The sequence below is a fragment of the Pseudomonas sp. DP-17 genome (assembly GCF_022380625.1).
Taxonomy (GTDB): Bacteria; Pseudomonadota; Gammaproteobacteria; order Pseudomonadales; family Pseudomonadaceae; genus Pseudomonas; species Pseudomonas nitroreducens_A.
This window is the reverse complement of record NZ_JAKSXG010000024.1, coordinates 1-13,516: the sequence shown is the minus strand read 5'-3', so window position 1 is coordinate 13,516 and position 13,516 is coordinate 1. Positions and strand designations below refer to the sequence as shown.

Sequence of the window (13,516 nt, the reverse complement as noted above, 5' to 3'; positions counted from 1 at the left end):
CCTGTTTCGCCCCCTCGGGCGACCTTCTTTGGCAAACGCCCCAAAGAAGGCAAAGGTCTTGCCCCGGACATCCGGTTTTTCGCCTAGGCGAAAAATGCCCTCGTTGAATCGAAGTTTCAGGGGCACGCGGCGAAGGGCCATCCCTGGCCCATCGCCGCTCTCGCGACATCCATGTCGCTCAACCCCTGAAACTCCGCTTCAACGAGGCCTCCTGAACGGGGGCGGTTCGGAGTGCGTGGGTGTTTTTCTGGAAGACTTCAAGAGCCAAAGCCAAAGCCAAAGCCAAAGACAAAGACAAAACTGTGCAGAGATGTTCTCCGTAGAAGCGGCTTTCCTTTGTCTCCAGAGTTTCCATCCACCTCGAAGTCACGGCGGAACACGAACGTAGGGTGGCGTGGAGCGCAGCGATACCCATCAATGCTCACGCACCCACAGCATGGGCGTCGCAGTCTCGCGGAGCGCCGCCCGATCAGCCATTGCCGGGCGGCGGCAGAGTGCGGTTCGCGAGCAAGCTCGCTCCTACAAAGTTGCTGCCTTCGGCTTCGGCTCTCGCTTTTGCTTTTGCTTTTGTGAGTCTTCCAGAGAAACATCCGCACGCGCCGAGTGCCCCTTTCAGAAGGCCGAAGGTGATCGGAGTTTCAGGGGGAGAGCGGCATGGATGCCGCGGAAGCCGCGACTGGCCATGGATGGCCCTTCGCGGCGGCCCCCTGAAACTCCGAGGAACCGAGGGTACTTTTCGCGAAGCGAAAAGCCGGATGGCAGGGGCGAGACTTTTTGGTTCCTTTTGTGGCGTTTGACAAAAGGGACTCGCCCGAGGGGGCGAAACACAAAGCCCGCGCGCGCACCGAAGCGACGCGGGAAACCAAGGCGCGAGGCAAACACATCGCGGACGGAGTCCGCTCCTACGGAAGACCAGCGCAGCGAAAGGAAGAGCAGAGCGATGGGTATCGCTCCGCTCCACACCATCCTACGCACCACCCTCCAGCTGGGCACTCAACTCCGGCCACTGCCGATACGGCACCCACAACACCCCTTGCCACCTCAACACCGACAACGACTCCGTCGGCCCGCGCAGCATCTCCCGCCTTGGCTCGCCACGATCACTGCGATGCTGATCGCGCAACGTCGGAATCACCTGCTGCGACAACCACTGCCGCACACTGCGATTCTCCGGGTGGAAGTAGTGAATCAACGCCGCATACACCGCCGACTCGCTGATCAGCAGCTCATCGACGTAATCGCCGCTGCCATCGCGCACCCAGGCGCGGCGGGACTGGTCGTCGTCCAGGTTGCGCTCCACGCGCTCGGCCAACCAGGGCACGCCGATCAGCCGCCCCAGGTCGTGGGCGCAGAACCAGCACTGGTCTTCCAGCAGCACGGCGCGCAGCAGGCGCTTGTGGCGGATGAATTCGGTGGGGATCAGGACCTCTTCAGACATGGCGCACCTCCGGGAAGGAGGGAGAAGAGAGCGGGTACAGCGAAGCGCCTTCGGGGCGAAGGCTAGGGGTGAAAGGCATATCCATTACCTCTGCTAGGTCTAAACAGCTTCTTAGGGCTGTGGTGCCGGGAGCTAAGAAACCCCACCTAGAGGGCCGGACGTATTCCCCTTTCGGGTCTTGTATTAGCCCACTCCCGACGTCGCAGAGTCTTTTTTGAGGACGAGAAAATCCCGCAGGCTCAAAAAAGCCGCTTATCTTTCGGGAGCGGTCAAGCCGCTAGGTGACAGGCGTTTCTTAGGCGCCGGGCGTGAGGGTAGGGCCTTTGCCTGATATGGTCAATAGTATTGAACTCTATTCTGTTGTTTCTTGCTCTTCGGTAGCTTGATTGAAGCCGTGGATAAAGTTTTCTTCCGGCGTCAATAGTTCGAGCCTGTCACCTTGCTTGACTTCGATTTTGGATTTTAATTCTATCTTGCAGAAAGTTATTTCATCTTGGATGTCAAATGGAGTAAGAATTCCTATCTCTAACTTGGGATAGGTGCCGATAGGTTTCTTGCTTCGTCCATCGTCCACTATGAACGGTTCTCGACCACTATATTTTTGGGGGAGGACTTTGAATCTGTCATCTATGGTGACACCGGTATTTTTACCAATATCTATGGCGCAAATATTGTGTTCGGCGTCTGTCTCGATAACTTTTCCGAGGCTCTTCTTTATCTCGGAGAATAGGGTGCTTCTATCTTTTCCTTCTTTTTTGGATTTATAGAGTGCGGCGTCCGCTTCTTTATATAAGGTTGATAGTTGTGCTTTATTCAGTTGATAGTCGATGGAGTGAACCGAAAATCCTAGACTGCAATGGTATTCGGTTCTTTCTGTTCTTCCTGAAATTGAAGATCTAATTTCCTCTGGCAGTGCTATATCTGGTGATTGGGAGAAAATTGCGAATACAAATTCCTCGCCGCCGTAGCGAGAGTAAACGATCTTTTGAGTTTCAGAGATTTTCCTTGAGCAGACTTTTGCTACGCTTTTCGAGAAGGCCTTTAGAACTAAGTCGCCGTGCTCATGGCTAAAAGAGTCATTTATTTGTTTGAAGTTGTCTATGTCCGCGATGCAAAAGGTAATGAAAGGATAGTTTTGATACTTCCTTATTTCTTTCTCGAAGCCATGCCTGTTGTAAATTTCAGTTAGCTTATCTCGTGTTGCGTTGTAAGCATTTATATGTTGAGAGATTATTCTTTCGATAGTGCTTTTTAGCTTCGAGAATCCTGGGGAGTAGGTGCTTTTCTTGAGTTCGGCAGTGACGCTGATTTCGTCCTCGTCAATGAAGATGAATTTTGTGCTAAATCTGCCAGCTCCTTTTTCTAGAAAATCTAATTGTTTTAGTATGTGGGAGAACTCTGAGCTATTTGGGGTTCGATTCGTTTCTACTCGGCATCCCATAATTTCAGGAAGCTCTCGGATGTCTTTTTCAATGTTGGCCAGAATAGATTTATTCATTTTATTTTTTCCATAAAAAAGCCCCGCGCAATGGCGGGGCTTTTGTCTTTCTATCACTGCCCCAAAATTCCATTTCGGTCTACAGCGTTTCTAATGGTCTTGACTTGCGGTCTTTCTACTACCGCTCATTCTCATAGGGGTGAGAAATGTTATTCAGGAATATCAAGGGCTGGAGAGGAGTGTCTCACTTAGGGTGAAATTATTCTTTCGCTAATTTGTGAAATTTGACGAGTTTTTATCGCTTATATTTGAATTTAATTTTACGGTGGTGAAAATAGTGCCGTACGCTCTCGGCGTCGGCCATTATTCAGCGTGGATGGGTTGGGTTTTTGCTATGTCTTCGCGACGAAGTAGGCGGACTGTCGAGACATAACCGGGATCGTCAGGCATTATCGGATGGATCTTTCCTGTCCTGGCAAGATTAGCCGAATATCCGAGTGGTGCGTTGAGGATATTGTCTGCCTCGCAGAAGCTAACGAAAAATTGGCGATGCTCTTGCACCCGCGCAAGTTGTTTCTTGGGGATAAGGGTTTTACTTCCTAGGCGCAAGTGCTCTATGAACCCGCTTTGGACGAAGCGACGAGAGAACGTCTGTGATGACAATGCTACCTTGGCGGCGCAATTCTTCAGCGTCAGCATTTCCTCTAGCAGACTCTTTGTGGTGAAAACCGAGCGAGCCGTAAAGCGGCGCTTGGAGCCCTCTGCGCGCTCGAGGTACCCAAGCTCATGCAAGTGCCTGAGGTCATGAAGGGACACTTCCAGGATACGTGCCACGACAGTGCTCACGCACGACTCGCTTGATGGCAGGGTGTTGCAGCTAACGGAGCCTTTTTTTCGACCGGAATTGGATTTGTAACGTTCCAAGCCTTGGAGTGCTAGCAATAGCTGTGGGGGAAGATCCGCACGTCGATAGATGGTGACCAGTCCACCGTCGATCAATGGGCCAGATACTGGCTGCACTCCGAAGTGAAGCAACTTGGCCGAGAGAGTGGTGCGAGGAAGTTCCATTTCATCCGCAAGCTGACCGATGAAGGCAAAGTCGGTCCTGAACTGGTCAACAACTGCTGCGTGGAGCATTGTCCTGCCACGAGGCCCTTTTTGCAGGTCGGTCTGCATATATCCGTGCAAGAGGGCGTTGCGCACTGCGTCGGGATATACGCCGATGCGGACTGCGGCCTCCTCAATCGTGATCATTTCGTCGTCGGCGTCAGCGGATAGAGCCTCTAGGGTGCAGTTCGTCGCAATCGGAATGCTCCTATGCATTTCCAACAATTTGCACAGGTTTATCGCAGAGTAAAGCCAACGCACTTTCCCGTGTTTTTCGCGCTGGACGAGGTTGCGTACCAGCAGAGAGCGGAGTTTTTTGGGGGAGGCCTGCAATGCCTTGAGCATCTCTTCTTGGTAAAGCTTAAGCTCTGAGCAATGGCAGGCGCTGATTACCTTGTCCATGGGCGCTTCGGCCGTTAGCAAGCGAGCTACTTGACCGCTGATCCACTCGTCGTTGGATGTCATCCAAGGTGCGATGTGCGCTCGAACGGGGAGGCAGGGGGTGCGCTCTCTAGAGGTTGCGAGCAGCTCATCGAGCGCTTGCTCTTCGCAACTAGCCACGCGTGCTGCCATCTCTAGGACAGTGGAACGGTCCGATTTCGCCTCGTAGCGAAGTGCCCGCAATGCAAAGATGAAACGGTCCAGTGCAGCTTGATCCCTGGATCTAAAGAAACTCAGAACCAGGCGGGACGCTCTGGACTGAGATGCTACGGTGGGACCATTGCAGAGGTCATAACCGCATTGGCACAGATTGCCCACCAACTGAGTCCAGTGGATGGTTCTCTGGCAGTTGGGGCAGGCGAATCCGTATTGGCACTCGTGATAGGGGCAGGTCTCCAACCAAATGAGGTCTTGTACTGACCGATGCCATCCGTCCCGAAGGCATTCCGGACAGAAATTGTAGGCATCGGCTCTTATTGCTGCTGCGGGAACCAGCAGTCCCATAACTTCAACCGGACTTTCGCTGGTAGGACCGTTCTGGGTGTAAAAGCTGCCTTGGAACCGGTCGCCATTCAGATCGCTATTCCTGCTGAGTTCAGTGATTAGCTTGGAGTGGCGCATTTGCCATGCAAACGGTTGTCGAGAGTCCTTGGATCCGAATGCCCTAGCTATGGCGGAGACCGAGCCGAAACCATTGGCTACGGCGGTACGGATCAGAACACTGCGTGGACTCTCTTCATGGCGCCCATGGGCAAGGAAGAAGAGCTTCATCGGCTCATCCTCCCTGCGATTATTCTGTCTAGCGATGCTGGGGGCAGCCGGAAGGGATTCTTGGGGCACTTGGCAGTGGGAATGAACGACAGGTCTACCGCCTTTGCGAGATCTGCATTGGTAAAGCAGCCATCGTCTCGCTGGAGCGCGACTTTGAGAGCATCGCTGAGCAGTTGCCGAATGCCATTCATATTGCCCCCTGTTGCCAAGTACATGGCTTTCAGGTGTTGGTCGGCGCAGATATTCATGCAGCTCTCAAACTCGCCTATCTCCTTTAGCGCATTGCCGAGTACGCGCAGTGTTTTGCTAAATGTCGACTTCGGGTCTAGCGTCGAGTAGGAAAACTCTGTCATCTGATGACGATAAGGATAACGCCGGGATAGTTGCGGATGGGCATTGATGATCTCTTCGCAACGTGGAATGCCGACAATTGCTACTGGAACAAGTGTTTCGTTCAACAGGGTGCGAACCCAGTCGCAGACTTGTTCTCTGGATTTTTCCGCACCTTTTCTGAGCAAGTTATCAAACTCATCGAGGACAATCAGTTGCGTTAGGCAGGTCTTCAGAAGAGTTACAAGGCGATTGAAAAGTGTCGAATTGTTACCTGAAAAATTGGTGGATCCCAACTGCTGCAACATGCTGAAGCTCAGGGTCTTGATGGTCGCCCCTGCGTTCAGCGAGCAATAGAAGGCTGGCACGATCTCCCTTGTGCCATGCTCGTCGGTAATGACTTTTCTATCTCCGAATCGACTCATCGCGACTTTGCAAACAGTGGATTTTCCTGTTCCTGGCTCGCCCACGATGAGCGCAGAAGCTGGCTCGCCACGTACTTGCGTGGTTTCCACGCTGCGAGAAATGCACTCAAGTGCTTGAGTGTATTCAGGGTGGCTGACTATGCACTCTGCGAACTGCGAGAGCTTGTTGGTTATGCTTTCGTTCATGGTTATCTCTTAGGCATGCGAATGGTTTGATAGTCGTCATCTGCGAAATCATCGATTTCGGCTGTTCCGGTTTCTTGGGCGATAAGTTCACTTTGGTTATCGCTCTCATCTGGTTCGAAGTTTTCATCTGAGGAAAGTCCGCGCGTGAGGTCGACAGTACTTTGTTGTGCAAGAAGATCTCGCAGGTGCTGACGCTTCCGGCGCTCATTTCGTGTTTTGCAGTTGCTGATTTCTTTATGAATGCCGAGCAAGGCCTGTCTTGCAGTTTTCTCGTCGTATTTTGACTTCTGCTCCTTCAGTTTTTCCCGTACAAGAAGATGTTCATACATAGTTAGGCCGTATTGGTATTCACTTACTGCATCCGCCGGATAGAAGACGTTGCTCCTTGGGGCGTGTACATAGGCGGTTCCCAGGTCGGAGCGGTCATACATTACCTCTACGGTCTCGCCAGGACCCACAATTTCTTCAAGGTGCGACAGGCTTGGGCCAGTCCAAGCCAAGTTGTTATATCTGACACGCCCTTTGTTGATCGTGCTCCAAAAAGTTGCCATGCATAGAAAGGAAACGTTGTCTGGAGAGAAGATCTTTGGGGGAGAGATTGGGTCAATGCTCTGTTTCCACATTTCTATAGTGGGAAGGCTGCGCTGCCCATGCCTGCGCTGGTGGTAATAGTTATGTACCCATTCATCAAAAATGCCTCGCAGTTCATCCAGAGTAAGCGTCGCTTCACTTTCGGAGTCATAGTCACCCTTTGCATCCGGGTTGGACTTTGTGGTTCCGTCTATACAATGAATTAGCTGCATGTTGAGTGTCTTGAAGAACGACTCAATAGATGGTTTCTGATCAGGTTGTCCATCTGAGCAAAAGCGGATCACTATACCCAATCGTTGAGCGGCTGCCAGAAGCGAGGCGTTATAGAATTCTGGACCGTTGTCGACGACCAATTCCTCCGGGAGTCCGGCCGGGGAGCCGTCCTCACGCTCTGTTAGCGCATGACGCAAAGCACTTGCCGTCTTTTCATAACAAGGAGGCGCCATCGACAAGCACCAACCGATCAACGCGCCCGTGTAAGTTTCGATGAGTATGGTCAAATAAGGCCGCCCGATACCGAATCCAAAATCGTCGACTAGTTGGATATCTAGTTCTTGCGTATCGACCTCAACTCTCGCCAGAAGTCGGCCTGGGCAATGAATGCTTTTCCCAAATTTGTGTTTCTTTGCGGCAGCTCTCTTTCCAAGACGTGCGCAATCGACCACATACGCAGGAATGGCATTCAAGGCTCGGTAAAACGTCGCTAGGGATGGGATCTCCAGTTTGAGATTACGCTCATCATTCAGTGCCTCAATGTGGCCTTTTACAAGCTCGTAGATATGTGCAGCTGGCGGCTGTGTTGGCTTCAAATAATGAAGCTGGATGTAATCATGCATGATGTCAAGGGACTCGGCGCAAAGCCTTTTTGCACGAGATCTCTTTACTTCTGATGATTTCATGATTGCAAAGATATTCTGACCGCTCTCAACGTAGCGTTTCATGAGCTTATATAGCTTTGTGTACCGAGGTGGCTTTGGGTCACCGCGCTCCACAGCAAGCTTTTGCAATTCGCTGAGTGTTTGTTTGCGTGGTAGCGAACCATGAAATTTTTCATGGAGCTTGCGGACGTAGAAAGAGTGGTTGTCCAGCTTCAGTTGCTCGGCGGCATCTAGGCGGAGTATCTTGAGTGCTTCGGCTTCATTCAAAATGACGCTGCGAACAGGGACCAGAAATCCCTGGCGTAGACGTTTGTCCACTTCACCTTCGGGAAGATGGATAACCCCTTTATGGTCAACCCCGCGTAGCTGAAAGCGGCCGTTGTAATGGCTAACCACCTCAATGAGTTCCCCGTGGAGCAAATAGCGAGCGCCTAGGCGCATTTCATGACGTTTCTCCATGGCCTTACCTCCAGTCAACCCGGCTGTCTTGAGTTACAGGCTTGCTCCAGTCAAGGCGCAGATCCTGATTAAAAATCGCGGCAGCTATCGCTCCTGGAGAGGGGGGCGAAGGCAGAGCAAGCAGTTCTCGAATTCGCAGGGGCGGGTTCAAAGCGCTGAGCTGGTCGCGCAGGAAGTCGAGTTCGAGCGGCAATACGCCGCGTGACTGGTTGTAGGTCCGGATGAGGTTATTCAGCAACGGCTGACGGCGAATCTGCCGCTCGGTCAGCAGTTCGAATTCAGCACCTCGGGATTCGAGGTGCTGCTTCGCTGCCCAGTAGAGGTCAAGGTACTTCGGCTTCTGCAAGACGTTGTCCGGCTTGACCTCAATAAAGCGGATTGGCCGATCTGCATACTCCACGACGAAATCCGGCACGTATGTATGCGCCTTGCCGTTTACTACAAGGTGTAGGCGTTCGGGCTGTTCACGGTAGGCAATGACATTGCGATCCTGCTCCCAGCGGAAGCAGGCGTCCGCTTCCAGGCGTGTCTCGCAGATAATCAGCGAGCCATTCTTTCGGGACGGGAAAATAGTTGTTTGTTTTCCGTACTTGCTACGGCCAATGGATCTTTCGGGCGGAAGAGTGCCGCCGCCAGAGCTGCGGATTTTTTTCATGATGTGTGCTCTATCAGTAATATGAGTCAGGCTGGTAGCCAGTTACCAGCTTGTCAAACAGCGATCAGATAGAGGGTCGTAACATCATGAAAAGCCTCATGCTCAGCGTGTTTCCTATATTGACAATTTTATGTGGGTCGCAACCAAATCAATGATTTGGAGTGTTGGTTTTTTAAATTTATATGCAGAAATTAGATCTTTGGGCTGACAAATGGCTAGTCAGAATTCCTAATGGAGTCCAAAAATTTATGGTGGTAGTAAGATTTTGCCGCAATGGCAACTGTCAGCAATAAGCTGGGCGGCCGCTGATCAGCGGCTGGGGGAGGGTAATAAGCTGTGGGAAGCGTGGAAAGCTTTCATCATACTTTTGAATTTTGAGGCGCTATATGAATTTGCTTTCCCATCATAACGACATCTTGCGGGAAAGTCAAGCGAAAGTTGCGATTGGATGCTGGGCGTGTTACTGCCAACGTGCTTCCTTTGATTGCTTGAGTGCCCGCTAGAGGCCCGTGATAGAGAGGTTTATTGGCTTTGGCGTGCCGCCCTAGGCAATCTTCGTGGGCAGCGATGCTACTTCAAGTGACGGTTGCCGGAGAGGGCCTTTACTTCTGTGGTTGTTGATCAGCAATCGCTCTGTTGAGTGAAAAATGTACAGGTCTGACGAAGTTGACAGGCAACTTTCGCGTACTAACTTTTTCTAATGTTAGCCAAGGGCAATCTCTTTCCGGGTAAATCAACATGTTGATGCCGCGTCAAAATATTGTCCTTCTGTTCTTCTGCTCCGATATTCGGAAGTTGACGATTCGGGATCCAGATATTCTACTGGTCCAGCCCCATGACCTCCCCGATTTTCCTGAACGCGGCGTTGAGCTGATTTCATTCAGATACAGGCGTGAGGCGGTACAGCTAAGTTTGCAGTTGACTCGGCTGCTAGGTACGTATGTCAGGATTTATCCTATTGGAGAATGTACTAGGGGAAAACTTAAAAGGAAGTTGGATTCGGCTCAGGGGCTGTATCGAGTCCTAACTCTCTGGCATCTTGATCAGAACTCCACCCGTCATTGAATGAATGGATCGTAAACCTAGTTTTCATCGTAAACCTGCCAAATTTACGAAGAGCATGAGGTTTACGATCTGCAAAGAGGTGAGTCAGATGAATGAGGAAGGTTGGAGACAGCGGATCGAGGTTCTGGATCTCCACTTGGGGCCAGATTTTTCCGGTTGGCAACGCTTCGCCAATGCGTTGCAGCTTGCTGCGCTCGATTATGACTTCAAGCTTACCTTTGTGCGCCCCGTAAATGGATATCTCAGGATTGAGGAGCCATTCGCCCCACCGCATATCCAGACCTTAGCCATGGCTGTGGAGTATGCGACCGACGCGATCTGCCAGCGGTGCGGTAATGATAGTCCGGAGCGACTGGTGAGGGACGGACGCGTCTGGAAGCTTTGCACCTCCTGTAAGCCTTACTTGGAGAAACGAAATGGGTAATCCAATTTGCGGAGGTTGCGGCTGTCAGCTGGATGCTGTTGCTGTCGGCAGTACTTGGGGGATAAGAGCTGGATCGGTTTTGGAACGCGGGGAGCCAATATTGCTGTGCGAGCGATGTACCACTCGTATCGCAAGGGCACTCTGGCCCGAGTTGGTCGGGCTGGTTGCGCCCAGTGTTGTGGATAGGGATGACATGTTAGCTGTCGTTCGTGTCATTAACGAAACTATGATGTTCTTCGGTTACGATCAGGCGAGCGCATCGCGTTGGTTCGCTTCTCCTGTACTTGGACTTGGTGGGCGATGCCCCTCCGATCTGGTGCAACACGAAGCGGGGCGCCAAGCGATCATGAGACTACTGGGGCAGTTGGCTCATGGCGTGCTGCCATGAGCCTTGCTTGTCAGGTTTCCTGCAAAGCTATCTGCCTGGATAGTCTTTCAGCGGAGCGCATCTGGTCACGAAGGGTCCTGTTGGGCTATCTAGTAACCGGTCACGGCTGCCACCCTCAGTGAGAGCGAGCTGGGCCTAGGCAAGCGTCGATTAGCTCAGCGGTATCAAGTAATCGCTCACGTAGTGCAGGAAGCCAGACGACCGCAACAGATGAGTTTCGTTGAGCCAATTCCAGTACCACCTGAAGGGCATGATCAGAATGCCGAATCAGCTCAATCAAATGAAGTCCATTAGGACCATGGCTTCCCGCAAGCCAATGCTTGGTGGTTCGTTCGCTGGCAGCGGTCCAGTGTCGAAGTGTTTTGATCGCACGATGTGATGTGCCTAGCTCGGATCGCAACGCAGCGCCCAGGGCTTCGGCATAGATTTCTGCGCTGATTGGAAATGGATTGCCCATTTTCGCGATCATTTTTCCGATTCCTCTCTCTAGATTCGTTAGTGGTGCATCCGTTCGCGCCCCGTAGATCGGGCGATGTCTACTGCTGGGCATTGGTTTACACCCAAAGCCCCAGAGGGGGATCGATCTGAAAATGAGACGAGCAAACCTGTCCACGGTGGAGGGCAGCAATAAAGCTGCGGCCTATGTCCGTATGTCTACGGAGCACCAGCAGTACTCCACAGAAAATCAGTTGGATGCCATTCGTATCTACGCGGCAGCGCATGAGCTGGACATCGTTCGGGTGTACACGGATGCGGGGAAGAGTGGTCTGAGTCTGGAGGGACGCGAAGCCCTTCAACATCTGCTCCAGGATGTCGATGCAGGCCAATCCGATTTCTCGGTGATTCTGGTCTACGACGTGAGTCGGTGGGGACGCTTTCAAGATCCCGACGTGAGCGCCAGTTATGAAGTGCGTTGTCGACAGGCTGGTGTCCGGGTTGAGTATTGCGCTGAGCAATTCGTCAACGATGGCTCTCCAGTATCCAGCATCATCAAAAGTGTGAAGCGCATGATGGCTGGTGAGTACAGTCGTGAGCTGTCCGTAAAAGTGTTTGCAGGACAGTCTCGCTTGATCGAATTAGGTTATCGGCAAGGCGGGCCAGCGGGATATGGGTTGAGGCGTCAGTTGGTTGATCAATCTGGACAGCCCAAATGCCTCTTGGCCCGTGGTGAGCACAAGAGCCTTCAGACGGATCGCGTCATCTTGACCCCTGGGCCGGACTCCGAGCAGCAAGTGATTCAGGACATTTATCGGGCTTTCGTGAATGAGGGGCGTTGCGAGGCAGAGATTGCAGAGCTACTGAATCGACGCGGGCTTCGCACGGATCTGGAGCGCCCCTGGACGCGGGGTGTCGTGCATCAGGTTCTGATCAATGAGAAGTACATTGGTAACAATGTTTGGAACCGCACTTCAGGAAAGCTGAAGCAGGCGCGCATTCGGAACCCCAGTGAGCAATGGGTGCGTGCCGATGGTGCATTCTCTCCGGTGGTTGATCTATCGCAGTTTCTCGCGGCGCAGGCCATCATTCGAGCGCGTTCACGTCATTGGTCCGACGAGGAAATGCTGGACACTTTGAAAGCGCTGTTCGTGCAACGCGGCTGCTTATCCGGTCTGATCATCGACGAGCAGGAGGATTGTCCTTCAAGCAGTTGCTACCGGCAGCGTTTCGGTAGTTTGCTGCGCAGCTACAGCTTGATTGGCTATTCGCCAGCGCGTGACTACAGCTATCTGGAAGCCAATCGTCGATTGCGCGAGCGACACCCCGGCATCCTGAGTGATACGCAAGAGCACATTCGCCAAGTAGGCGGCAGAATTGCGGTCGATCCTGAGACCCAACTGGTTTGGGTCAACGACGAGTTTTCGGTCTCAGTGGTGCTCTGCCGTTGTCAGTGTGCCGAGGGGGCACGCAGACGCTGGCAGCTTCGCTTTGAATTCGGGCTGCTACCGGACCTGACTGTGGCGGTGAGGATGCTGCCGGGCGAACAAGAGGTGCTCGATTACTACTTGTTCCCGATGATCGACCTAGCGGCGCCGCACTTGCGCTTAGGTGATACCAATCCTCGTGAGCTGGAGCTTTATCGGTTCGATAGTCTGGACATTTTGTCCGCTTTGAGTCGGCGCCTCCCCTTGGCGAGGGCGGCGTAATGGCCATGGTACCAGGAGGTCATCCTGCACTCCATGTGGCGCAGGCATCACCAATCGAGCAAATCCCGTTGGCAGACATACGCGTACTCAACCCGCGTAGTCGCAATCAGCAGATCTTTGCGCGGCTTGTGGAAAATATCGCCAGCTTGGGGTTGAAGCGCCCCATCACTGTAACCCGGAGTGGGCCTAGCTTCGACCTCATATGTGGTCAGGGGCGCTTCGAGGCTTTCAAGGTGCTGGGTGAGTCGACCATTCCGGCGGTAGTGGTTACGGCGCCAGAGGCAGACCGCTACCTAATTAGCTTGGTAGAAAATCTGGCGCGACGTAAGCACTCAAACCGCGATCTGCTGATGGCTATTAGTGCTTTGCATGAGCGCGGCTACTCCATTAAGCAGATTGCTCAAAAGACTTGTTTGGACAGTACCTATGTCGGCGGGATTCTGATGCTTTTGCGCCAAGGAGAGGAACGTTTGATTGCGGCAGTTGAGAAGGGCTGGCTGCCGATCAAGGTAGCGACTGAGGTTGCTCGCTCCGATGATATTGAGGTGCAGGCGGCGATGCTGGAGGCCTACGAAAGTGGTCTCTTGAAAGGTGACCAGCTGATCAAGGTGCGTCGCCTGATTGATCGACGCAGGGCAATGGGGAAAGGTGAATCGCCCCTAGTTTCGTAGACACCTCCAAGCCTCATAATGAGGCCCATTAGGAGGTGCCATGAGCAACCAGCGTTACCCCGAAGAATTCAAAATCGAAGCGGTCAAGCAAGTGACCGAGCGCGG

General features: G+C 52.6%; 9 protein-coding genes and 1 pseudogene. 3 read left to right on the top strand and 7 right to left on the bottom strand.

Going from position 1 to position 13,516, the window contains the following annotated elements; translation table 11 throughout:
• Positions 1-967: 967 nt before the first annotated feature.
• The 6 genes from MJ122_RS29920 to MJ122_RS29895 all read right to left on the bottom strand — a co-directional run bounded on the left by MJ122_RS29920 (position 968) and on the right by MJ122_RS29895 (position 8,719).
• Positions 968-1,438, bottom strand: a complete 471-nt coding sequence (locus MJ122_RS29920; protein ID WP_239747201.1) for a Bro-N domain-containing protein — start codon at positions 1,436-1,438, stop codon at positions 968-970.
• Positions 1,439-1,790: 352 nt separating this feature from the next.
• Complete coding sequence (locus MJ122_RS29915) at positions 1,791-2,936, bottom strand: GGDEF domain-containing protein (RefSeq protein ID WP_239747200.1); 1,146 nt, start codon at positions 2,934-2,936, stop codon at positions 1,791-1,793.
• 303 nt (positions 2,937-3,239) lie between these two features.
• Complete coding sequence (locus MJ122_RS29910) at positions 3,240-5,195, bottom strand: TniQ family protein (RefSeq protein ID WP_169887422.1); 1,956 nt, start codon at positions 5,193-5,195, stop codon at positions 3,240-3,242.
• Positions 5,192-6,136, bottom strand: coding sequence for a TniB family NTP-binding protein (locus tag MJ122_RS29905; protein WP_239747198.1), 945 nt, complete (start codon positions 6,134-6,136; stop codon positions 5,192-5,194). The genes MJ122_RS29910 and MJ122_RS29905 overlap by 4 nt, the downstream gene beginning before the upstream one ends.
• A 2-nt stretch (positions 6,137-6,138) precedes the next feature.
• Entirely contained in the window at positions 6,139-8,064 is a 1,926-nt protein-coding gene (locus tag MJ122_RS29900; RefSeq protein WP_169887424.1) for a DDE-type integrase/transposase/recombinase, read from the bottom strand.
• Positions 8,065-8,068: 4 nt separating this feature from the next.
• Positions 8,069-8,719, bottom strand: a complete 651-nt coding sequence (locus MJ122_RS29895; RefSeq protein ID WP_169887425.1) for a TnsA endonuclease N-terminal domain-containing protein — start codon at positions 8,717-8,719, stop codon at positions 8,069-8,071.
• Positions 8,720-9,872: 1,153 nt separating this feature from the next.
• On the opposite strand from MJ122_RS29895, the gene MJ122_RS29890 reads away from it, so the two are divergent.
• Positions 9,873-10,208, top strand: a complete 336-nt coding sequence (locus MJ122_RS29890) for a hypothetical protein (protein ID WP_169887426.1) — start codon at positions 9,873-9,875, stop codon at positions 10,206-10,208.
• A gap of 503 nt (positions 10,209-10,711) precedes the next feature.
• Here MJ122_RS29890 and MJ122_RS29885 read toward each other — a convergent pair.
• Complete coding sequence (locus tag MJ122_RS29885) at positions 10,712-11,065, bottom strand: hypothetical protein (protein WP_169887428.1); 354 nt, start codon at positions 11,063-11,065, stop codon at positions 10,712-10,714.
• 121 nt (positions 11,066-11,186) lie between these two features.
• On the opposite strand from MJ122_RS29885, the gene MJ122_RS29880 reads away from it, so the two are divergent.
• Positions 11,187-12,740, top strand: a complete 1,554-nt coding sequence (locus MJ122_RS29880; RefSeq protein ID WP_239747197.1) for a recombinase family protein — start codon at positions 11,187-11,189, stop codon at positions 12,738-12,740.
• A 5-nt stretch (positions 12,741-12,745) separates the two neighbouring features.
• A pseudogene (locus MJ122_RS29875) lies at positions 12,746-13,384 on the top strand (ParB N-terminal domain-containing protein); the annotation flags it as partial.
• Between the last annotated feature and the right edge of the window lie 132 nt (positions 13,385-13,516).

Bases quoted from the DNA above. Each gene is read 5' to 3' on its own strand.
- MJ122_RS29900 (WP_169887424.1), bottom strand. From the start codon at position 8,064: ATGGAGAAACGTCATGAAATGCGCCTAGGCGCTCGCTATTTGCTCCAC.
- MJ122_RS29895 (WP_169887425.1), bottom strand. From the start codon at position 8,719: ATGAAAAAAATCCGCAGCTCTGGCGGCGGCACTCTTCCGCCCGAAAGA.
- MJ122_RS29920 (WP_239747201.1), bottom strand. From the start codon at position 1,438: ATGTCTGAAGAGGTCCTGATCCCCACCGAATTCATCCGCCACAAGCGC.
- MJ122_RS29885 (WP_169887428.1), bottom strand. From the start codon at position 11,065: ATGATCGCGAAAATGGGCAATCCATTTCCAATCAGCGCAGAAATCTAT.
- MJ122_RS29905 (WP_239747198.1), bottom strand. From the start codon at position 6,136: ATGAACGAAAGCATAACCAACAAGCTCTCGCAGTTCGCAGAGTGCATA.
- MJ122_RS29880 (WP_239747197.1), top strand. From the start codon at position 11,187: ATGAGACGAGCAAACCTGTCCACGGTGGAGGGCAGCAATAAAGCTGCG.
- MJ122_RS29910 (WP_169887422.1), bottom strand. From the start codon at position 5,195: ATGAAGCTCTTCTTCCTTGCCCATGGGCGCCATGAAGAGAGTCCACGC.
- MJ122_RS29915 (WP_239747200.1), bottom strand. From the start codon at position 2,936: ATGAATAAATCTATTCTGGCCAACATTGAAAAAGACATCCGAGAGCTT.
- MJ122_RS29890 (WP_169887426.1), top strand. From the start codon at position 9,873: ATGAATGAGGAAGGTTGGAGACAGCGGATCGAGGTTCTGGATCTCCAC.